A 21040-nucleotide genomic window follows, 5' to 3' on the forward strand; every position below is an offset into this window, starting at 1 on the left:
CTTGTAGATTTTTGCAAGGATTTTTTGTATATAAAAAAGGAGTGACCGCATGTTTAAATTAAAAGAACGGAATTCAAATATTAAAACGGAAGTACTTGCGGGGCTTACAACCTTTTTAACACTGGCTTATATCATCGTTGTAAACCCCATGATCCTTTCTGATGCTGGTGTTCCCTTCGACCAAGCATTCACAGCAACCATACTCGCAATAATAGTCGGTACACTATGCATGGCCCTTTTAGCCAATTACCCAATTGTCATAGCCCCGGCAATGGGATTGAATGCTTATTTTGCATACTCGGTATTGGGAACCCATGATATCTCATACACAGTTGCCTTCTCTGCAGTCTTTGTTACCGGTATCATCTTTATCCTATTATCCCTAACCTCTTTCCGCTCAAAATTGATCGAGGCCATCCCTAATAACTTAAAGCATGCAATCAGTGCCGGAATCGGGCTCTTCATTACCTTCATCGGACTTCGTTTGTCAGGTGTCGTCACACAGCATGAATCCAACCTGGTTACTCTTGGAAGCTTCAGGGATCCCAGTGTGGCACTTACATTGGTTGGTTTGGTCATAACAATCGTGCTGATCGTTCGCAATGTGCAGGGAGCGATATTCATCGGAATGATCGTGACTGCCATAATCGCTTTCTTTACAGGCCAATTGGAAATTAACGGCCTGGTTTCCACCCCTTCGTTACCTGAAGGGATAATAGTCGCCAATCCAATCACATCTATCGCCGATGTGATTAACTATGGGCTTTATGGCGTCGTCTTCTCCATTTTGCTTGTCATGCTTTTCGATACGACCGGTGCTTTATTGGGCATTGTCCGTCAAGCTGGATTGCTGAAGGAGAACAAGCTTGAAAAATCAGGCAGTGCCTTCTTTGCAGATTCGATCGGCACTACTGTCGGCGCCATGTTCGGCACAAGCCCGACCGCTGCCTCGGTTGAATCATCAGCTGGTGTAGGAGCGGGCGGCAAGACAGGTTTAACCGCGTTGGTGGTGGCCATCCTATTCTTAATAACCGCCTTTTTCAGCCCGTTGATAGGAGCTGTCTCAAATGTAGCGGCAATCACTGCACCTAGCTTGATCATCGTCGGAAGCATGATGATTAAAAGCATTAATGAAATTGACTGGACACACTTTGATGAATCATTTCCAGCCTTTTTGGTCATTGTCGCCATGCCTTTAACATCAAGCATCGCCAACGGGATAGCACTCGGATTCATCGCCTACCCCATTTTAAAAATGGCAAGAGGCAAATTCCGTGAAGTGCATCCGTTCGTGTACATGTTTGCCGTTTTATTCCTTTACCAACTGATTTTCCTTGCTTGATCATCTTAAGAGGAATCCTTGGGGTTCCTCTTTTTTTGGCCCCTGCAAAGAAAAAGGAGGATATCCAACTTGTCGTCAGATATCCTCCTATATATTCACTGGTTCATTTGATCAAGAAAATCACCCAGGAGATCGTCAAGATTTTCTTCTTCAGGTTCTGTTTCTTCCTCTTGTTGTGAGGGTTCATTCAAATTCCAATCAAAGTCATCCAAATCTTTCTTAGGCAGGTCCTCCTGGACCTCCACGGGTTCCTTTTCCTCGGGCTCGGCCTGCACATACAATTCCTCACTCAATACATTATTATTCAAAGAGGCAAGCAAGGCCGTAGCGCGTAAAGGATCGGATAAAAGGTGGTACATAATCGTTCCAAGCATAGCTTCTGAGTGGGAATGCTTGAGCCAATCACGCTGAGATTTGCTTAACTTGTTCGGCATGGGCAGGGCAATCATTTCCCGATCCTGATGGGTGGATTGCCCGACTCCATCGAGAACATACTCAGCAATTTTACTGGAAAAATTCCTTCTTTCCGTTTCCTTCAATTTCTGCAGCTGTCTTAACGTATAGTCTGAGACATCCGAAGGGATACGAAAAGTGATGGCTTGTCCTCTTTTAATTTCAGAAGAAGCTGTTTTTTTCATTCTCTCACCTATTTAATGGAACCCGTTCTTTGTTCTTTCTTCTTTTGCTGGGACTGATTCTGTTCCTTTGCATTCCGGCGGCGATTAAAATCCGAAATCAATTTATAATAGGCGTTTGCCATCATCCAAACGCTTTCCCGCTCATCTTCGAAAAAGTCTATATTGTAGCCATCGAAATTTTGATTCAAGGTTTTCAAGTAATCTTTCAAGACAATCGATCCCCCGCCTACAAAATAGCAGATTTCCGTTTGTGAGTTTTTTTGCCATACGTTGCGCAGGTGGCGATATTGCTTTTTGGCCAGTTCTCCCAAAATACGGTCAACGATATCATGAACGCTTGTCCGGCTTCCGCGAACCATAATATGATTGCGATCATTTTTCTTCGTGATGATTTCAACGACGTCGCGCCTGCTATCCAACTCGACACCATGTTTCTTCCTGATTTCTTCGCGAATCGATTCAAGGGCTTCAGCTACTCCCAAATTGAATCCTTGCGCTTTGTCATCGTCAACTTTACGATTTTTAATGACAGCGATATCCGTCGATAATCCACCGATATCCTGAATCAGTATTCTTCTATCTATTAATTCACGATTAATGATATTCAAATCTTTATCCATGACCAAATTTATGTATGCTGCAAAACCCTCTGGATAGACTTTCACTTCATCAAATTTGATATTAACCTTCATGCCTTGGTATTTAGGAGTAATTAAAAATTCCACCTGGTGGACTGAACCAAGTAATTTCGAGCGGTATCCGACGTCTTTCCCTTCTTTAACCTCCCGAAGTGGCAACCCTGTTCCAAGAGTATAGTTGGCTTCCACAACGTTATTCACTTTTTTGAATGTATCGTTGTCCCCCAACTTGGCAGCGTCTAATGCAAGAGCCGCAAAAAGCATGACTAATGTTTGATCTTCTTCCGATTTACTGCTTCCTAAATCCAATTCGGTAGGATTATCACTTTTTGTCGCCAAGTTCCCAACGCGATAAATCGCATTATTGTCTTGCAGAGCCGGTGAATGGACCCTGATATGAATCCCTTCCAATGGGTTTTTTTCATCAAGTTCCTCAATCCCAATGACCGGACGGTCCTCTATGTCTTTTGCAATGACATTCGGTATATATAGTTCAGACTCTAGCTTTCCAAAAATAGCCTTGATAGCATCATTTCCTACGTCTACTGCTGCGATTCTAGAACTCATCTAAAAACATCCCCTTTTTCATGGAAAAAATTTAAGTGAAGCATTCCCTTTAAGAATAGGAAAAGTTTTCACGTTAGTCAATCCTTCATTAGTTGTAGCTATATTTGTCGAATTGTTTTCAAATTGTTTACAATAGGAACAAATATGTACACACCTTATAAATAGCTATGTGTACTTGATTGTAAACATGTTTACATTTTTGTTTGCAATGTATCTATTTCTGTTTACATGTATACTCATTTGTAAACAAACCAAATAATGTATTTTTTAAAATATTTCTTCTTACAAAAATCAGCAGATAAATAGTAGATTTTAGATAGGATAATAATTGGACGATTCACTAATGAACTGTATAGAGGTATTCAAATGACTGAAAAAATACAGAAACTTCCCAAATTCGGGAACACGATTGTCGCAGTGCGTTAAATTCCCCTTCATTTTCTAAACTAGATACAGATATAACCACTGACGTCTTCGAGCGGGCATGGCGTTCCGTAATTTGCTTTTGAAGAAGTGCATCCTGAACCTCCTTCGGCAGCTTAAGCAGCCGAAGCTTATTCGCCACGGTAGATTGACCTATTCCCAGTCTTTGTGCCAGAGCTTCTTGCGTTAAACTATGCAGCTCCAATAGTAGTTTTCCATAAGCCAAAGCTTCTTCAATCGGTGTCAGTCCTTCGGCGGAATTACAGGGAACAATGTAATAAAGTTTCACTGATAGATGCTGGCGAAATCCTTAACGGAACAACGGGACACACCACAGCATGACTGGTTTACGACTTTTTTGTTCACTAAAACATGGTGAAGAGAAAGCCAAACTATAATATGTAGCCAATGCAGAAAGAATGGGCTTATGTAGAAAAACATTGCATTGAATGTAATTTGACTGCAATGGATACCTATATTCACGCAAATATAAATGTAAAATCCCCAAAGAACCAAAAGCCTATCGAAACTAGCCATTCGCGGGGATTATGCAGAAAAAATCCCTTTCTCCTTTCCTTGTAATTCTTCCATAATCAAGCACAGTTAAACCCACTTTAAAGTATTTAACGGCCCTCCTCTCTACGATTCTGGAAGCTGAAAAAGTTTCCACTATAGTCAACCCTTCATAAGTTGTAGCTATATTTGTCGAATTGTTTTCAAATTGTTTACAATAGGAACAAATATGTATACACCTTATATATAGCCATGTGTACGCATTTGTAAACATGTATACATTTTTGTGTACAAACTATCTATTTTTGTTTACATGTATACATTTTTGTAAACGAACCAAATAATGTATTTTTTTAGTCTTTCTTCTTACAAAAATAAGCGTATAAATAGCGAATTTGGGTATGGTAATAAATGGACGATTCACTAATGAACTGTATGGAGGTATTCAAATGACTGAAAAAAATACAGACCTTCCCCGATTTCCGGAACCTTATTGGCGCAGTGCGTTAACATTCCCTTCTTTTTCTAAACTAGATACAGATCTAACCACTGATGTCTTAATAGTAGGCGGCGGAATTACCGGAATCACATCTGCTTACCTACTTGCTAAACAAGGTGTAAAAGTCACACTGATTGAAGCAGGACAAATCCTTACCGGAACGACAGGACACACTACAGCAAAAATCACGGCCCAGCATGGCCTGATTTACGACCAGTTGATCACTGACCATGGCGAAGAGAATGCCAAGCTTTATTATGAAGCCAATACAGATGGAATGAAGCTGATTAAAGACTTGGTAGAAGAACATTCCATTGAATGTAATTTGACTGCACAGGATGCCTATGTGTACGCAAATACGGACGAATATATAAGCAAAATCCAAAAAGAACTGAGAGCTTATCAAAAACTTGGCATTCGGGGGGATTATGCGGAGAATATCCCTTTCTCCATTCCATGTAAAGCAGCTGTGATAATGAAAGATCAAGCACAGTTTCACCCATTAAAATATTTAACGGCCCTCATTTCGACAATTCTCGATGCAGGAGGCACCATTTATGAACGGACAACGGCAATGAAAATTGAAGATGGCGATCCACCAACCGTTCTGACTGATACGGGACATTCCATCAAAAGCAATCAGGTTATCGTGGCCTCCCACTTCCCTTTCAATGATGAAAAGGGCTTATACTTTGCCCGTGTTCATGTAAGTAGGTCCTATGTGCTTGGCATCAGGACTGAACAGGAGTATCCAGGCGGGATGTATTACAGTGCAGACAGCCCTAGCCGCTCCCTTCGCTATACGGAATTGGACAATGGGGAAAAACTTATACTTGTTGGCGGAGATGGCCATAAAACAGGCCAGGGAATATCGACGATCGAGCATTATGAAGCACTGAAGGACTTCAGTGCCCAGTATTTCGATGTGAAAGACATTCCCTACCGCTGGTCGGCACAGGATATCGTGACACCGGATAATATCCCCTTCGTCGGTCCAGTGACAGCCAACCAACAAAACGTTCTGATAGCTACCGGCTTTGCGAAATGGGGAATGACGAATGGATCGATTGCCGCCAGGATCTTAACTGACCGGATTTTGCAAAAAGAAAATCGGTATGCGGAATTGTATGATCCTGCCCGTTTAAAAGGCGTGAAGAATATTCTTCAAGATAATGCTGATGTGGCGAAGCATCTGATCAAAGGCAAATTGGCTGTCAATCATAAAACGCCGGAAGACATAGGAATTGATGAAGGAGCAATCGTGAAGGTGGATGGAGACAAAGCTGGGTGTTACCGTGACCATGATGGCCAGCTTCATATTGTTGATTCCACATGTACACACATGGGGTGTGAAGTTGCCTGGAATAGCGGCGACCGTACTTGGGATTGCCCATGCCATGGCTCCCGCTACTCCATCGCTGGTGAAGTGTTAAATGGCCCTGCTGTCGAACCATTGAAGAAAATTCGCTGACTGCCAATTTGTGATTTTATCTAATAGTCGACTGGGCCCGCCGTTTTCCTTATACTGAAGTTACTGCATGGTTGAATGGCTGCAAATAACTCTGAAAAGGAATGAATCGAACATGAACGGTAAAAACCGGAAAGATATTACCCCAGGTGCCTCTGTGGATATTGTACTTAAAGCAGATCAACGCACCGGAAAGCTGACAAGCGGCACTGTAAAGGATATTTTAACCAACTCCAGCACCCACCCTCATGGAATTAAAGTAAGATTGACTGATGGCCAGGTAGGCAGGGTTCAAGTCATTCATAAGTAATGTGCACTCGGTCCAGGCCGAGTGTTTTTTTGTGTGATTGTTCGATGGATTAATGACAAAGGGGGATATTTCAATCATGTTTCCCATTCATAATTCGTACAATAGGGGTGAGATTATCTCTATAAAAAGGCTGGTGTCAAAATGAATCAAGAATACAATGCCCCCTTTAGGGATCATTACCGCACCGATGAACATATATTGAAAGTTTCCGGCTCAGAGACGCTATCTGCTGCTCCGGATCAAGCCACGATCACCCTTGGAGTCATAACGGAGGATGAGGACCCGCAAAAGGCCCAGCAAGCCAATTCCCAAGCAATCGCAAATGTCATCGCATCACTTAAATCCGCAGGCATTCCCGAAGAGCAATTGAAAACGAGTGATTACAGAATCGATCCACAATATGATTATATTGACGGAAAGGAATTGTTCAAGAACTACAAAGTCCAGCACATCATACAAGCCCAAACGACCGACATCGAGAAAATAGGCAGCATAATCGACACGGCCGTCAGAAGCGGCGCCAATTCAATCACCAACATCCGCTTCTCTTTATCCAATCCAGATGCATACTATAACCAGGCACTTTCTCTCGCTTTAAAAAATGCATACGAAAAAGCTCTTTCCATGGCTCGAACGCTAGGAATCTCATTGAACCCAGTCCCTAATAGGGTTGAAGAACTATCTGAAACGGCAACTCCAATGCTTTTTCAAACAGGTACTCTCTCAAAAATGGCGACTACCCCGATTCAGCCTGGTGAATTGAACATAACTGCCTCAGTAAGGGTGGAATACTCGTACTAGCACTCACTTAATTCCATCATAAAAAACCCCCCTTAACCTAAAGGGGGATTCAGACTGCAGACAAATTAGAGGAGAACTAATTTACTTTCAATTCGGTTAAAAAGGTTCCAGGTGATTTCAGAAATCCGCTCCCTTTCCGTCGACTGTCTGCCAAGCCTCCTCGCCGGCAAGCGTTCCCGGGGTCTCAGCTAGCCAGTTATTCGGCAGGAATGTCGCAAATTTTCTTCAATCTAGTAAGGGTTTCATTCCTATAATCAAGTTAAAAACATGCAGGATAATTCAGTATTCCACTAAAATCATGGTTCTAGGATGGGCGCAAACGGAACCCCCCTTTGGGTTGCCAAGGGGGGGTTTTTCATTTTAAAAGACTACCGTTTTATTTTCATGAACAATGACGCGGTCCTCCAAATGCCATTTAACGGCACGTGCCAGCACCCGGCGTTCAGCAGAACGACCGATTTTCTTCATATCCCCGGCAGAATCACGATGGTCCACACGTTCGATATCCTGCTCGATGATTGGACCTTCATCCAAATCATTCGTCACATAATGGGAAGTCGCCCCAATCAGCTTAACACCTCTGTCATAAGCTCGTTCATAAGGCCGTGCTCCAATGAAGGCAGGTAAAAATGAATGATGGATATTGATGATCCTGTTCGGATGGGCCGCTACGAAGTCCGGCGTCAATATCTGCATATACCTGGCCAATACAATAAGGTCCACTTTGAATTCTTCCAAAAGTCCAAGCTGTTTAGTCTCCACTTCCTTACGTATATCCTTATTGGCAGGAATGTAATAAAACGGGATGCCCATCGATTCGACAATTTCCCTCGTATCTTCATGATTGCTGATGACCAGTGCAATGTCAGCCAATAAATCCCCGCTTTGCCACTCCCATAGCAATTCCAGAAGGCAATGGGGTTCCTTCGAAACGAAGATTGCCGTCCTCTTCAGATCACTCACATGATTAAATGTCCATTGCATCGAGAATGCTGTCGAAACTTCCTGGAATGCCAGTTGCATATCCGCTGCCTTGTCATTCAATCCTGGACAATCGAACTCGATCCTGGTGAAAAAGGTACCGCCCTCAGGATTCATCGAATACTGACTCAATTCAACAATATTTGCATCATATTCTTTAAGAAAAGCCGTAACTGTCGAAACAATTCCCGGCTGGTCCGGACATTTTATAATTAAACGGCCTCTATCTTGATTTCTTTCGCGATATTCCTGTAACTGCTCTTGCACAAAGTTGCTAACCATTTTCCCAACTGCCCTTCTTCTATTTTGCTATATTATACTTCAATTCATGTCTGAAATTAAAGTCAGTCAATCAAATCGGGACTTTGTTGGTAGACAAAATCAACATTGCCTAAAATACTCCACAGTTTTATCCCATCCCATCCCATTCATTAGATACGGTTATCATCAGTTTTTCGCTTTCGATAGATACATCATCAGCCTGAATTGTTTCAAAATTCCTTCTCCTATTAAGTAATTTTTGTCACTTTTTCAGGAAATTACATGTAATTTGGAAGGAAATGAAGGCAAAGGCCGAGAACCTTTATGAAATGCATAGTGAAGGGGGATTCTTGTATGAAATGTCGGTATGTGCTGGACAGCCTTTTTGGTTTCAGTTTTATTTTCCATAGTTAATAAGGTTATTCATTGCCTCATAAGGGTATAGACCATTCTATTAGTTTTTTTCAAAGGGGGAAATGAAATTATCATGAAATCATCCGTTACATTCATTGTATCCATTCTGGCTGTCCTTGGTCTTCTTTCCGGCTGTGCCGAAAAGGACCAGCTGGAGGACGGGAGTAAGCTGATCAATGAGGACCAGTTTGTTTTTGCTGCCTCAGGTGAATTCAAGCCATTCAGTTATGTCAATGATGACATGACCGTAACCGGATTCGATATTGAAGTTGGCGATGCAATTGCAAAGGAACTCGACCTAGAACCTGTGCCTAAACGGATAAAGTTCAAAGGTATTGTGGAAGGTGTTAAAACCGGTCGGGCAGATGCCGCGGTTGCCAGCCATACAATCAATGAAGAACGAAGTAAACATGTTGCCTTCTCGACCCCTTATTACTACTCAGGTCCTCAAATTTTCGTTCGCCCGGATAGTGATATTAAAACGGTTGAAGATTTAAAGGGTAAGGAAGTTGCAGCTTCTAAAGGCTCCACGTACGCAACGACAGCAGAAAAATATACAACCAATGTAAAAACCTATGACAGTGATATCACCGCCCTGAAGGCATTGAGCGGAGGACGTCATGATGCCGTCATTACCGACTTCGTAACCGGCAAGGAAGCGACCAAGGAAGGTTTCGACATCGAAGGAAGGCAATTGATCGAACGAAGCGAACAGGCCATCGTACTGCCTGACGACAACCCTCAGCTGCTTGCACGCATCAACGAAGCTCTTGAAAACCTCCGTGAAGATGGAACGCTTGCTGAAATCAGCAAAAAGTATTTTGGTGAAGACATCACAACTAAGCCTGAATAAAGATTGATAGAAAGGGAGTCATTACATTGCCAAGTTTTTCACATTTTTTTGATACATTATTTAGCTCCTCGGACGTATTCATCCGGGCCATGCTCCTCACATTGGAACTGACGGTAGTCTCCATATTGGTGGGTATCTTCATCGGTTTGCTATTTGCCCTATTAAAAATATCCAATATAAAAATTCTTGCATGGATTTCAGATACATATGTATTCCTGGTACGGGGAACGCCTTTAATCGTACAGATATTCATACTCTATTTCGGTATCAGCAATCTCTTCTTACTGCCGGATTTCTGGGCGGCGTCACTTGCCCTGGCTTTCCATAATGGAGCTTATATTTCAGAGATTTTGCGTGGTACGATTCAATCCATCGACAAAGGCCAAATGGAGGCCGGACGCTCCCTTGGCATGAGCAATTCGCTCACCTTAAGGAGAATCATCTTGCCTCAAGCCTTCCGCCGCGCATTGCCGCCGCTTGGCAACCAATTCATCATCGGACTGAAGGATTCATCACTGGCAGCTTTCATATCCATGAATGAGCTGTTTAATGTAGCCACTACGTTGGGCTCGAATAATTTCGATGAAATGACTTATTTATTGATTGTAGCGGTCTACTACTTGATTCTAGTGGCTTTCCTGACCATTATCGTCAATTTATTCGAAAAGAAACTGTCCATCAGTGATCGATAGGGGGAATTGAAATGGAACAAAAAGAAATGATTCGCATTAGGAATTTAAATAAATCGTATGGAAACCTGCATGTACTTAAAGATATCGATATGAAGGTACTCGACAGCGATGTTGTCTGTCTGATCGGACCAAGCGGTTCCGGAAAAAGCACCCTGCTCCGCTGTTTGAATTATTTAGAGAAGAAAGACAGCGGCCAAATCCTCATTGAAGGAACGGAAATCAATCCTGGTACCCATGATATTAATAAAATCCGCGAGAAAGTCGGAATGGTATTTCAGCATTTCTACCTCTTCCCGCATATGACCGTACTGGAAAATGTCATCGAAGCACCGACACACGTCAAAAAAGTCCCTAAGGCCCAAGCGATTGAAGAAGCAAAGACATTGCTTGCCAAAGTCGGTTTATCAGATAAAGCGGATGTCTATCCAAGCAAGCTCTCAGGCGGGCAGAAACAGCGTGTTGCCATCGCCCGCGCCCTTGCCATGAAACCTGATATCCTGCTCTTTGATGAGCCTACCTCGGCTCTGGATCCCGAACTTGTGGGTGAAGTTCTTGCCACGATGAAGGAACTTGCCTTGGAAGGGATGACAATGGTAGTCGTTACACATGAAATGAGCTTTGCACGTGAGGTCGGGGATTGGATTGTCTTCATGCATAATGGGAGGGTTGTCGAAAGCGGACCGCCAAAAGAATTCTTCACCAATCCAAAAGAAGAACGTACAAAAGAATTTTTGCAAACGACAGTCTTTTGATTTTAATTCTAAAATCTGAATGCTAGCGAGTTTATAAGCAATACAGGCATGAATTCCTGTATTGCTTTTTTAGATGAAAAGGGTCTAATTTGTTTCTTTAATATCCAGTTAGGTCATTCCCTAAATTACATGATCAAAGTTTCAGGGATATTTCCGCTCGGATTGTACAAACTAAATACTTGATGAATTGTTTCAGATAAACCGTGATTCCGGCTCGAACATGGAAAAATATCTGTATTTATGGTATATATACAGGTAAAATTAAAAGAAGTATATAAATGAAAGAGGTCGAATTCAGTTGGAAAATAACTCTTCGAATTTTATTAAAAATATTATAAAAGATGACCTAGAGTCCGGAAAACATGATCATGTCATCACCCGCTTCCCTCCTGAGCCGAACGGATATTTACATATCGGGCATGCCAAATCAATCATTTTGAATTTTGGGGTGGCTGATGATTTCAATGGGAAAACCAACCTTCGTTTCGATGATACGAATCCATTGAAAGAGGATATTGAGTTTGTAAACTCCATTAAGGAAGATGTAAAATGGCTCGGTTACGACTGGGATAACCTTTTCTTCGCTTCCGACTATTTTGATGAAATGTATAAAAGAGCTGTGCTGCTCATCAATAAAGGACTGGCATATGTGGACGACCTTAATGCCGACCAAATCCGTGAATATCGCGGAACGCTGACAGAGCCGGGAAAAGACAGCCCCTACCGCAATAGAACCGTCGAGGAAAACCTTGAACTATTTGAAAAGATGCGCAGCGGCGAATTCGAAAACGGCGCAAAAGTATTGCGTGCAAAAATCGATATGAGCTCACCTAACATTAATTTGCGTGATCCCGTCATATACCGTATCTCCCATACTGAACACCATAATACCGGCAACAAATGGTGCATCTACCCAATGTATGCCTTTGCCCACCCGATTGAAGATGCCATCGAGGGAGTCACACACTCCATTTGTACGCTAGAGTTCGAAGATCAACGCCCTCTTTATGACTGGATCGTTGAGAATTGTGAAATGGAAAGCAAACCAAAGCAATATGAATTTGGCCGTCTTAACCTGACCAACACAGTAATGAGCAAGCGAAAACTGAAGCAGCTTGTCGATGAGGGCTTCGTGGACGGTTGGGACGATCCGCGGATGCCTACTGTTTCAGGCTTGCGGAGACGCGGGTATACACCCGAAGCGATTCGTGCATTCTGCCAAGAGATAGGTGTCGCCAAAACAAGCGGTATCGTAGATTCTCAAATGCTTGATCATTTCGTGCGGGAAGACTTAAAGCTGAAGGCTCCACGGACTATGGCCATCCTGAACCCGCTTAAAGTGGTCATCACCAACTATCCGGAAGGCGAGATAGAGTGGCTGGATGCTGAGATCAATCCGGAAGTACCGGAAATGGGTACACGCCAAATCCCGTTTTCACGTGAAATATATATCGAACAGGACGATTTCATGGAAAACCCGCCGAAAAAGTATTTCCGACTTTTCCCGGGCAATGAAGTCCGTTTGAAGCATGCTTATTTCATTAAATGTGAAGAAGTGATTAAGGACGAAGCCGGTAACGTCATTGAACTTCGCTGCACATACGATATTGAAACGAAAAGCGGATCGGGCTTCACTGGCCGTAAAGTGAAAGGTACATTGCACTGGGTCGAAGCTTCACAAGCGGTTTCAGCAGAATTCCGCAACTTTCAGCCTTTAATCTTGGATAAGGAAAATGATGAAGAGGAAGAAAAATCATTCCTGGACCGGGTAAACCCTGATTCTATCGAAATTTTACAAGGATTTGTCGAGCCTAACATGAAAGATGCTAAGCCTCAGGATAAATTCCAATTCTTCAGGCATGGCTATTATAATGTTGATTCAAAACTCACTGCGGCCGATCACTTGGTCTTCAACCAAATCGTCGGATTGAAAAGCTCATTCAAGTTATAGAATCACGAAAAAGAACCAGATTCCTAGCGGATCTGGTTCTTTTCATTTATCATTTTTTCTCGTATAGCTTGATCCCTTGTTTGGAAAGGGCTTGTTTAAGAGTACTATGTGTCGAAACCTGACTAAAATCAAGGCCTAACTGAATCGATGTCTGGGCCACTTCAGGTCGAATCCCGGAAATGGTCGATTGAATGCCTAACAGGTTCAGGGTACTTATCAATTGATAGATTTGTTGGGCAACCATCGTATCCAAAAGGGAGACTCCCGATAAATCGATGAATAAGTGGGTGATATTTTTGCTAATGCATTTGCTTGGAGTCCCATTCAAAATTCCCTTTGCCCGATAGGTATCGATTTCACCGATTAACGGCAATACCGCAATGGCATCAACAATGGGAATGACAGGTGCGCCCAGTTCATTAATCAGCTCCTGTTGAGCTGACAATCGTTCTTTTGTCAAAAGGTAATACTGCTCGGTGAACTCACGGTTCAATTGATCGAAGGCACGATTAATAAGCCGGCTCCACCGGATGATTATTTCTTTCGTTATCTTCGTATCCATGAGCATATAATCAGTGATGAATGCCCAATATATTTCACGTACCTTATTAAGCGCTTCCAACACTTCGTGAATAGGGGTGTCCGATTCAACCCTGCTCTTCGCGACAAGTGTGGCCCACTGCTCCATCGTTTCAATAAAAGCAGTTTCATCTTCAAGTAAAGCACTTGTCACTGTCTTGATGGTCCATGTATTCTGTTCCCTAAGCAGCTTTTCGATTTCCTCATTAGAATCTATTGAATAGATCGACCCAGACTGCTTTTCCCTTAAAGCCAGCCAGTTTTCCGTAATCTTAGACGAGTTATCAAGGATATATCGATATAAATTTTCATCTATTTTATCCATTTGTGTTCCCCTATCTCCCTAGTTATTTCATTTTGAATAGTATTAATAAATCTCCATATCCCGCTTTCTCCATTTCATTTCTGGGGATGAATCGAAGGGCCGCAGAGTTTATGCAATATCTCGTGCCTTTAGGACTTGGACCATCGGGAAAAACATGTCCAAGGTGTGAATCGGCATCCCTGCTGCGCACCTCGGTCCGGGTCATTCGGTGGCTGAGATCCATTTTTTCATTGACACTTGCCGACATGATGGGCTTCGTGAAGCTTGGCCACCCACAACCGCTATCATATTTATCCCGCGAACTGAATAGGGGCTCCCCAGAAACGACATCCACATAAATGCCTTCTTCAAAGTGATCCCAATAAGCATTATCGAAAGGCGGCTCCGTGCCATTTTCCTGGGTGACATGAAACTGACTCTCCGTTAAGGTCTTTCTAAGGTGTGCATTATCCTTAGGCCAATTTTCTTTAATGAAGGCATCCCGTCCTGAGCCTTTACGGTACAATGCATAGCGAAATTGGTTTTTTCGATAGAATTCTTGATGATATTCCTCAGCGGCGTAAAATTCCCCCGAGGGTAGAATACCCGTAACAATAGGTTTCTTAAACCGCCCGCTCATCATTAAATCTTCCCTCGATTGTTCTGCCTCCCGTTTCTGACGTTCATTAAGATAGAAAATGGCTGCCTTGTATTGCTTTCCCCTATCCGAGAACTGTCCATTATCATCTGTTGGATCGATTTGCTGCCAGAATATCTCTAATAACGTTTTATAGGAAATGATTGATGGATCGAATACCACTTGAACCGCTTCAACATGATCAGTCGCACCGGTAATCACTTGTTTATAACTTGGAGCGGCAAAATCACCGCCTGTATAACCTGATGTCACTGAAATGATACCGTCCATTTCATCAAAGGGAGCAACCATGCACCAAAAGCAGCCTCCTGCAAAGATAGCTGTTTCTTTTCCATCCATCGTCATCCTAAAACTCCCCTTTCACTCCTGTCATTTTATGTATTATATATCAGCAAGCCAAGCACCTTCAAATTCAAAAACTCTACCTTGCGTAACAAATATAAAAGAGGCACTTAGGAGTAAACCCAAGTGCCCTTTTGTGTTAAATCCGTTATTTAAAGTATCACACTTACAATGATCGCTGATAGGATGCTGACAAGAGTCGCGCCATATAACAGCTTCAAGCCGAAACGGGCTACAACATTTCCCTGTTTTTCATGAAGTCCTTTGACTGCACCGGCAATGATACCAATTGATGAGAAATTGGCGAATGAAACCAAGAAAACCGAAACGATCCCTATCGTCCTTTCGCTCAAGGCAGCTGATGCTTCCCCTAAGCTCAGCATGGCAACGAATTCATTGGTTACCAGTTTCGTCGCCATGATTCCGCCAGCAGTCACGGTTTCTGAAATCGGTATACCCATGATAAAGGCAAACGGTGCAAAGATATACCCCATGATGTCTTGGAAGCTGATGCCAAAAATCATGTCGAATATGCTGTTGATCCCGGCGATTAAAGCAACGAAACCAATTAACATCGCCGCTACAGTGATGGCAACCTTGAACCCATCCATGATATATTCCCCAAGCATTTCGAAGAAAGACTGCTTCTCTGCCCCTTCTTCAACAGGGAGAATATCCTCTTCATCCGTTACGGTATAAGGATTGATAATGGATGCGATGATAAATCCACCAAACATGTTAATAACAATGGCCGTCACAACGTACTTTGGTTCAATCATCGTCATATAAGCACCGACAATCGACATCGATACAGTTGACATGGCTGATGCACAAAGCGTATACATGCGAGATGGCGGAATGGCACCGAGTTGTTTTTTCAAGGTTATGAAAACCTCGGATTGGCCTACTATTGCTGATGCAACCGCATTGTAAGATTCCAATTTACCCATTCCATTCACCTTACTTAGAACGAATCCAATCCACTTCATGATGAACGGAAGGATCTTGAAGTGCTGTAAAATCCCGATTAATGCGGAGATGAATACGATAGGAAGAAGGACATTTAAAAAGAAGGGCGATGCTCCTTCATTTACGATCCCGCCAAATACAAAGGTGATCCCTTCATTTGCCCATTCCAAAAGTTTTCCGAAGCCATCGGCAATTGAATTGATGATCACTAAGCCAAACTTCGTGTTTAATAATAAATAAGTTAAAACAAGCTGAATGACCAACATGAGGATGATCGGTTTTATTTTAACTTTCTTCCGGTCACTGCTGACTAAGATAGCTAGTCCAAAAACAATAAGCAGTCCTAAAATTGCAATCAGAAATTTCATATATTCTGCCTCCACTAAGGGTGAATTTAATGTTCGTGCATTAATAGTAGGATACCCTCAAATAATTTATGCAAACGTTTTCTCTTTCATCCAAAATACATGTACGTACCTCTCCAGAAGTCTATATTAAACTAATATTTTTTTTAGTGCAATTATTATTTCCCTTTTTAAAATAACAATTAGTGACAATAATGGGTTTCGTGAATTAAAAAAGAAGGCTCCACTTCGAAAGGAACCTTCTCTTGCCTAAATAATATCGACTATTCAGGCAGCTGTTTTTCTGGATATCACCGTTGTCGCTAATCCAGTGACTCCAATTACAAAGATGATGATGGAAGCGGCCAAGCCACATGCCCCTTGATAAAAGTCGATGAATTTCCCAGCAAAAGAGTCTCTGCCTTGGAAACCGCCGCCGCTTGGCATTTCTCCTGGAGTTCCGGAACCATTAGGCCCCCCTTGTGGAGTGCCCTGCGTATCATTAGTTGCCGTTTCCGTCGATGAATCATCTGTCTCCGTACTGCTATTAGCCGATTCCTCCGAATCCGATTCTGTTGTATTGCGGTAGGCATGCTGCCCCATCACCGCCTGTCGATTCATGGGCTCATTGCCGCTGCCATCCACATACATCATGATCCCGATGACTGCTTGGGCCATTAAGAGGACCGGAACCCATATTCCAACCAAAAAGTGTAACCTACCAAGTCTTTTCATCAATGATTCTCCTCCGAAAATAAATGTATTTATAAGATAGATGATTATCTAAAAAGACCCTTAATTTTTCCTTAAGCAGCAAGGAAGAAAGTAAGGGTCTTTTTCGTATTGGATGGCAGCTAATTTTTCCTTTGATTTCTCGGAAAAGTGATTTCAAAATGGGTCCGTTCATTCTGCTCACTTGTAACCTTGATGTTCCCTTGATGTGTGTTTACAATCCATTTGGCTATGGATAGACCTAAGCCAGAGCCTTCGTTTTCGGAACGGGATTGCTCCACTTGGTAAAAACGGTTAAAAATCAAGGGGAGTTCTTCCTGTGGAATGCCTATTCCATTATCTTCTACAGTAAGAATGATGGATGAAGCATTCTTGATGCAGGATAGGGAAATTTCCCCGCCTTCCTCGGTGAATTTCATGGCATTATCCACCAAGATCACCAATAGCTGATGAATTCTCTCTTTATCCCCATGAAACACTACCTGTTCGGGAGCATGGCTAATGATTGATTTCTCTTGAAAAGAAGCTATATCCGTATACTGTTCCACGATATCCATAAGTAGATCATCAAGGAAAAAGTTCGATTTCTTAACCTCCATTTGATTCGAATCCGTTCTGGTCAAGGTTAAAAGTCCGCTAACAAGCTTATTCAATCGGCGGACTTCTTTGGAAATGATGGATATATCAACGGCTTTTTCCTCGATTGTCGCGTTAGGTGATTGAAATAGCAAATCAGCCCGCGATTGAATGACAGCAAGCGGCGTTCGAATTTCATGCGAAGCATCCGAGACAAACTGCTGCTGCTGATCCCAGGATTTCTTGACCGGGATCAAGGCCCGTCCTGCCAGAAGATAGCCAGCGCCCACCGCCACTAGACTTCCAATTCCTCCACCAACGAACAATATGAGCAGCAAGCGATCGAGCATATCCTTTTCTGTATCCACATTCCTGATGAATTGTACGGCCATCTGTCCATACCCCGTATCGACCTGGGTGGAAAGGGCCCGATACGTGTATCCATTCACTGAAATTTCTTCAATGTCATCAAAAGTTTTAGGGAAAAATTTTTGTTCATTGACCTTAAAAAAATTATCTACACTCATTCTTGGCTCAATGATCGTATCATCCGGCCCCCAAACGATGACGCTTGGCCCCGGTCCTAATAGAAACTCACCTTGCGGACGTCCGCCTGGCATGCCGCCATTATTGAAATCCCGGTAATCCTTTATAAGTGAATCATTGACATCCTTATAGATCTGGTCTTCCGTATAGAAATAAATCGTTCTGCTTAATATGGCTATTAAGACAATAAAGACGATAGAATTCAATATTGTTAGTTGAAGCCTTGTTTTTTGGAACATAATGATCCCCTTATGGTTGTTTTAGCATATAACCAATACCCCGAACGGTTTGAATATCTTTATGATAATTGAAAGGTTCCAATTTTTTTCTAAGTTGATGGATGAACACTTCCACAATGGCAATCGTCGTATCTGAATCAAACCCCCAAATGCGGTCGAAAATCTGCTCACGGGTCAATATTTTCCCATTATTTTGAATCAGGTATTCCAGTAATTCAAACTGTTTCAAGGTCATTTTAATGACCTTTCCATCAACCAAAATATCCTTTTCTTTTTCCAACAGTTCAATATTGCGGTATTTCACATGCTGTTCTAGCGAAATAATGCCACTCCTTCGAAGCAGGGCACGAATCCTGGCCTTAAGTTCCGGTGCCTGAAACGGCTTGACTAAATAATCATCGCCACCCATTTCCAACCCTCTGACACGATCCTCAAGTGCATCTTTTGCCGTCAAAAACAAGACACTTGTATCTATTTTTGCTTCCCTGATTTTCCGTACGATTTCAAATCCATCGATTCCCGGAAGCATTACATCCAAAATGATGATATCGTAAATACTTTGTTGAGCCATGAATAGCCCATCTTCCCCATTATCCGCTGTATCGACTTCATATTCATCCGTCAAAATCTGTCGGATCGACTCTAATAATGAAACATTATCTTCTACCACCAAAACCTTCATGCAGGGTACCTCCCAACCGCCTCAATTGTGATATATGTTGATTTTATCCTTTTTCATATGCAAAAGAAAGCGGGCTTTTAATGCCTGCTTCCTTTCAAAATGGTATGTTCATTCGTGACGCAGTGCCTCGATTGGATTTAATTTGGATGCCTTATTGGCGGGAAATACACCAAACATTATCCCAATTAAAATGGAGAATAAAAAGGCAAACAATGTCACCGTCCAAGAATAACTAATCGTTAAACTTGAAAAAGCTGAAATCAATTTTGCGATCCCCAAGCCAATTCCAACTCCCAACAGTCCCCCGTAGCAGCTCAGGACCATCGCTTCAATTAAGAACTGAAGAAGAATCGACTTCCGATTTGCCCCAATTGCTTTCCTAATCCCGATTTCCTTTGTCCTCTCCGAGACGGAAACCAACATGATATTCATGATCCCGATTCCTCCTACCAGTAACGAAATACTGGCAATACCGCCAAGCATGAGTGTAAACGTGTCCGATACAGAGCTCATTGTATCCATCAGATCTTCTTGATTGGACACCGAGTAGTTATCACTCTGTTCTGGGAATGATGTGGTCATCGCACCTTGTACCTGGTACATTGCCCTATCCATGAAATTCTCGTTCTCCGCTTTTAAATAGACGGTTCCGATTGTCGTGCTGCCTGTAGCCCTTTCGGCAGTGGTGATAGGTGCAATGATGACATCATCCCCGCTCGATCCCATTGAGGTGCCTACCGATTTCAGGACACCGATCACGCGATAGGAAACACCGCCGATAAGCACGTTCTGGTCCACGGCTTTTTGATTTTCAAAAAGCGTGGTGGCTGTATCCGACCCCAGGACAACGACCTTGGAGCGTAATTCCGTTTCCATATCCGTCAAAAACCGGCCTTGACTGAGCTCTAGATCCCTGACTGATAAGTAGGAAGAAGTTGCACCGGTCATTGAAACCTGCGCCGTAGCTTCTCCGTTCTTGGCATAAACGCGTCCAGTGACCACAGGCGCCACTTCCGATATTCCGCTCAGCTCTTTAAACTGTTCAATTGTATCATCGGTCAGCTCCACGGAGTCGGTATCCGTGACACTTACCGTTATCAGGTTCGTTCCCAGACTATTGATTTCATCCTGAACGGACTGTGAAGAACCCTGCCCAATCGAAACTAGAACGATTACGGAGGCAACTCCAATTATGATCCCAAGCATGGTTAAAAATGCTCTGACTTTATTGGTTTTGATACTGCGTATAGCCATCTTCATTGATTCGCTCAGATTCAATCCAATCACCCCCGTTTTCAAATAGCTGACCATCCTGTATCCGGACGACACGAGTCGCTTCTTTAGCCACTTCCAAGTCATGGGTTATTAGAATGATTGTTTGTCCCTTCCCGTTCAATTCTTTCAGCATCTGCAGCACTTCTTTACTCGTTTTACTATCAAGCGCCCCCGTCGGCTCATCCGCCAATAAAACGGGAGGATTACCGGCAAGTGCCCTTGCAATCGCAACTCTTTGCTGCTGTCCACCCGACAGTTGGGTCGGCAGATGATTCTTACGGTCACCAAGGCCCACCATATCAAGGCACGCATTGGCCACTTCTCTTCTTTCCTTCACGCTTGCCCCTCTATAAACCAGGGGAAGTTCGACATTCTCCAACGCTGTCAGTTTTGCCAACAGGTTGAAATTTTGAAAGATGAACCCTATTTTAATATTACGAATGGCAGCTAACTCATTATCCTTCATCTTTTCCACTTCTTTACCATCAAGAAGATATTCACCTATGTCAGGCTTATCAAGGCAGCCAATCATATTCATGAACGTCGATTTCCCTGACCCAGAAGGACCGATGATCGAAATGAAATCGCCTTTATCGATTGTAAGACAGACATCCTGAAGTGCCTTGACCGTTTCACCGCCTAATTCATATGATTTAGACATGTTCTTAATTTTTATGATGGGTTTCGCCAT

At 42.7% G+C, this 21040-nt stretch carries 19 protein-coding genes and 1 pseudogene; 8 read left to right on the plus strand and 12 right to left on the minus strand.

The genetic code is table 11. The features are described 5' to 3' along the window. Positions 1–49: 49 nt before the first annotated feature. Positions 50–1342, plus strand: coding sequence for an NCS2 family permease (locus ACJ9PY_RS26395; RefSeq protein WP_057278233.1), 1293 nt, complete (start codon positions 50–52; stop codon positions 1340–1342). 95 nt (positions 1343–1437) lie between these two features. Here the strand turns inward: ACJ9PY_RS26395 and ACJ9PY_RS26400 are convergent, their stop codons facing one another. From ACJ9PY_RS26400 to ACJ9PY_RS26410, 3 genes and pseudogenes are all read right to left on the minus strand, one after another. Next, positions 1438–1980, minus strand: a complete 543-nt coding sequence (locus ACJ9PY_RS26400; protein ID WP_057278234.1) for a hypothetical protein — start codon at positions 1978–1980, stop codon at positions 1438–1440. An 8-nt stretch (positions 1981–1988) separates the two neighbouring features. Further along, entirely contained in the window at positions 1989–3185 is a 1197-nt protein-coding gene (locus ACJ9PY_RS26405; protein ID WP_057278235.1) for a ParM/StbA family protein, read from the minus strand. A 475-nt stretch (positions 3186–3660) separates the two neighbouring features. Further along, positions 3661–3861: pseudogene (locus ACJ9PY_RS26410) on the minus strand (nucleoid occlusion protein); the annotation flags it as partial. 709 nt (positions 3862–4570) lie between these two features. On the opposite strand from ACJ9PY_RS26410, the gene ACJ9PY_RS26415 reads away from it, so the two are divergent. The 3 genes from ACJ9PY_RS26415 to ACJ9PY_RS26425 all read left to right on the plus strand — a co-directional run bounded on the left by ACJ9PY_RS26415 (position 4571) and on the right by ACJ9PY_RS26425 (position 7199). Next, the gene (locus tag ACJ9PY_RS26415; protein ID WP_098864440.1) at positions 4571–6091 is read left to right on the plus strand and encodes an FAD-dependent oxidoreductase; all 1521 of its coding nucleotides are present in this window, start codon (positions 4571–4573) and stop codon (positions 6089–6091) included. Positions 6092–6203: 112 nt separating this feature from the next. After that, the gene (locus ACJ9PY_RS26420) at positions 6204–6398 is read left to right on the plus strand and encodes a YwbE family protein (protein ID WP_034316239.1); all 195 of its coding nucleotides are present in this window, start codon (positions 6204–6206) and stop codon (positions 6396–6398) included. Between the two features lie 141 nt (positions 6399–6539). After that, complete coding sequence (locus ACJ9PY_RS26425) at positions 6540–7199, plus strand: SIMPL domain-containing protein (RefSeq protein ID WP_411739309.1); 660 nt, start codon at positions 6540–6542, stop codon at positions 7197–7199. A gap of 360 nt (positions 7200–7559) precedes the next feature. On the opposite strand, the gene purU is transcribed toward ACJ9PY_RS26425, so the two are convergent. Beyond that, positions 7560–8462, minus strand: a complete 903-nt coding sequence (gene purU, locus ACJ9PY_RS26430) for a formyltetrahydrofolate deformylase (RefSeq protein ID WP_034316032.1) — start codon at positions 8460–8462, stop codon at positions 7560–7562. Positions 8463–8928: 466 nt separating this feature from the next. On the opposite strand from purU, the gene ACJ9PY_RS26435 reads away from it, so the two are divergent. The 4 genes from ACJ9PY_RS26435 (at position 8929) to ACJ9PY_RS26450 (ending at position 13103) form a co-directional block, all read left to right on the plus strand. Beyond that, positions 8929–9708 (plus strand): transporter substrate-binding domain-containing protein, encoded by a 780-nt coding sequence (locus ACJ9PY_RS26435; RefSeq protein WP_053536955.1) that lies wholly within the window; start codon positions 8929–8931, stop codon positions 9706–9708. Between the two features lie 26 nt (positions 9709–9734). Beyond that, positions 9735–10400 (plus strand): amino acid ABC transporter permease, encoded by a 666-nt coding sequence (locus ACJ9PY_RS26440; protein WP_034316037.1) that lies wholly within the window; start codon positions 9735–9737, stop codon positions 10398–10400. 11 nt (positions 10401–10411) lie between these two features. Continuing rightward, on the plus strand, positions 10412–11152 hold the full coding sequence (locus ACJ9PY_RS26445) for an amino acid ABC transporter ATP-binding protein (RefSeq protein WP_034316039.1): 741 nt from the start codon (positions 10412–10414) through the stop codon (positions 11150–11152). Positions 11153–11450: 298 nt separating this feature from the next. Next, the gene (locus ACJ9PY_RS26450) at positions 11451–13103 is read left to right on the plus strand and encodes a glutamine--tRNA ligase/YqeY domain fusion protein (protein ID WP_053536958.1); all 1653 of its coding nucleotides are present in this window, start codon (positions 11451–11453) and stop codon (positions 13101–13103) included. 49 nt (positions 13104–13152) lie between these two features. Here ACJ9PY_RS26450 and ACJ9PY_RS26455 read toward each other — a convergent pair whose 3' ends face one another. From ACJ9PY_RS26455 to ACJ9PY_RS26490, 8 genes are all read right to left on the minus strand, one after another. Beyond that, the gene (locus ACJ9PY_RS26455) at positions 13153–14007 is read right to left on the minus strand and encodes an STAS domain-containing protein (protein ID WP_411739310.1); all 855 of its coding nucleotides are present in this window, start codon (positions 14005–14007) and stop codon (positions 13153–13155) included. A gap of 22 nt (positions 14008–14029) precedes the next feature. Further along, a complete protein-coding gene (gene msrB, locus ACJ9PY_RS26460; RefSeq protein WP_057278242.1) occupies positions 14030–14989 on the minus strand; it encodes a peptide-methionine (R)-S-oxide reductase MsrB in 960 nt (319 codons plus the stop codon). 149 nt (positions 14990–15138) lie between these two features. After that, on the minus strand, positions 15139–16323 hold the full coding sequence (locus ACJ9PY_RS26465; RefSeq protein ID WP_063574601.1) for a NupC/NupG family nucleoside CNT transporter: 1185 nt from the start codon (positions 16321–16323) through the stop codon (positions 15139–15141). A 264-nt stretch (positions 16324–16587) separates the two neighbouring features. After that, positions 16588–17034, minus strand: coding sequence for a hypothetical protein (locus ACJ9PY_RS26470; RefSeq protein WP_411739311.1), 447 nt, complete (start codon positions 17032–17034; stop codon positions 16588–16590). A 119-nt stretch (positions 17035–17153) separates the two neighbouring features. Next, entirely contained in the window at positions 17154–18392 is a 1239-nt protein-coding gene (locus ACJ9PY_RS26475) for a sensor histidine kinase (protein WP_411739312.1), read from the minus strand. A 10-nt stretch (positions 18393–18402) separates the two neighbouring features. After that, on the minus strand, positions 18403–19074 hold the full coding sequence (locus ACJ9PY_RS26480; protein WP_057278246.1) for a response regulator transcription factor: 672 nt from the start codon (positions 19072–19074) through the stop codon (positions 18403–18405). A 108-nt stretch (positions 19075–19182) separates the two neighbouring features. Continuing rightward, a complete protein-coding gene (locus ACJ9PY_RS26485; protein ID WP_411739313.1) occupies positions 19183–20352 on the minus strand; it encodes an ABC transporter permease in 1170 nt (389 codons plus the stop codon). Continuing rightward, entirely contained in the window at positions 20300–21040 is a 741-nt protein-coding gene (locus ACJ9PY_RS26490) for an ABC transporter ATP-binding protein (protein WP_063574599.1), read from the minus strand. The genes ACJ9PY_RS26485 and ACJ9PY_RS26490 overlap by 53 nt, the downstream gene beginning before the upstream one ends.

Source organism: Peribacillus sp. S4, from assembly GCF_046715815.1.
Lineage (GTDB): Bacteria > Bacillota > Bacilli > Bacillales > DSM-1321 > Peribacillus > Peribacillus frigoritolerans.

Coding starts and splice junctions, on each gene's coding strand:
- ACJ9PY_RS26395 (WP_057278233.1), top strand. CDS start 50: ATGTTTAAATTAAAAGAACGGAATTCAAATATTAAAACGGAAGTACTT.
- ACJ9PY_RS26400 (WP_057278234.1), bottom strand. CDS start 1,980: ATGAAAAAAACAGCTTCTTCTGAAATTAAAAGAGGACAAGCCATCACT.
- ACJ9PY_RS26405 (WP_057278235.1), bottom strand. CDS start 3,185: ATGAGTTCTAGAATCGCAGCAGTAGACGTAGGAAATGATGCTATCAAG.
- ACJ9PY_RS26415 (WP_098864440.1), top strand. CDS start 4,571: ATGACTGAAAAAAATACAGACCTTCCCCGATTTCCGGAACCTTATTGG.
- ACJ9PY_RS26420 (WP_034316239.1), top strand. CDS start 6,204: ATGAACGGTAAAAACCGGAAAGATATTACCCCAGGTGCCTCTGTGGAT.
- ACJ9PY_RS26425 (WP_411739309.1), top strand. CDS start 6,540: ATGAATCAAGAATACAATGCCCCCTTTAGGGATCATTACCGCACCGAT.
- purU (WP_034316032.1), bottom strand. CDS start 8,462: ATGGTTAGCAACTTTGTGCAAGAGCAGTTACAGGAATATCGCGAAAGA.
- ACJ9PY_RS26435 (WP_053536955.1), top strand. CDS start 8,929: ATGAAATCATCCGTTACATTCATTGTATCCATTCTGGCTGTCCTTGGT.
- ACJ9PY_RS26445 (WP_034316039.1), top strand. CDS start 10,412: ATGGAACAAAAAGAAATGATTCGCATTAGGAATTTAAATAAATCGTAT.
- ACJ9PY_RS26455 (WP_411739310.1), bottom strand. CDS start 14,007: ATGGATAAAATAGATGAAAATTTATATCGATATATCCTTGATAACTCG.
- msrB (WP_057278242.1), bottom strand. CDS start 14,989: ATGACGATGGATGGAAAAGAAACAGCTATCTTTGCAGGAGGCTGCTTT.
- ACJ9PY_RS26465 (WP_063574601.1), bottom strand. CDS start 16,323: ATGAAATTTCTGATTGCAATTTTAGGACTGCTTATTGTTTTTGGACTA.
- ACJ9PY_RS26470 (WP_411739311.1), bottom strand. CDS start 17,034: ATGAAAAGACTTGGTAGGTTACACTTTTTGGTTGGAATATGGGTTCCG.
- ACJ9PY_RS26475 (WP_411739312.1), bottom strand. CDS start 18,392: ATGTTCCAAAAAACAAGGCTTCAACTAACAATATTGAATTCTATCGTC.
- ACJ9PY_RS26480 (WP_057278246.1), bottom strand. CDS start 19,074: ATGAAGGTTTTGGTGGTAGAAGATAATGTTTCATTATTAGAGTCGATC.
- ACJ9PY_RS26490 (WP_063574599.1), bottom strand. CDS start 21,040: ATGGCGAAACCCATCATAAAAATTAAGAACATGTCTAAATCATATGAA.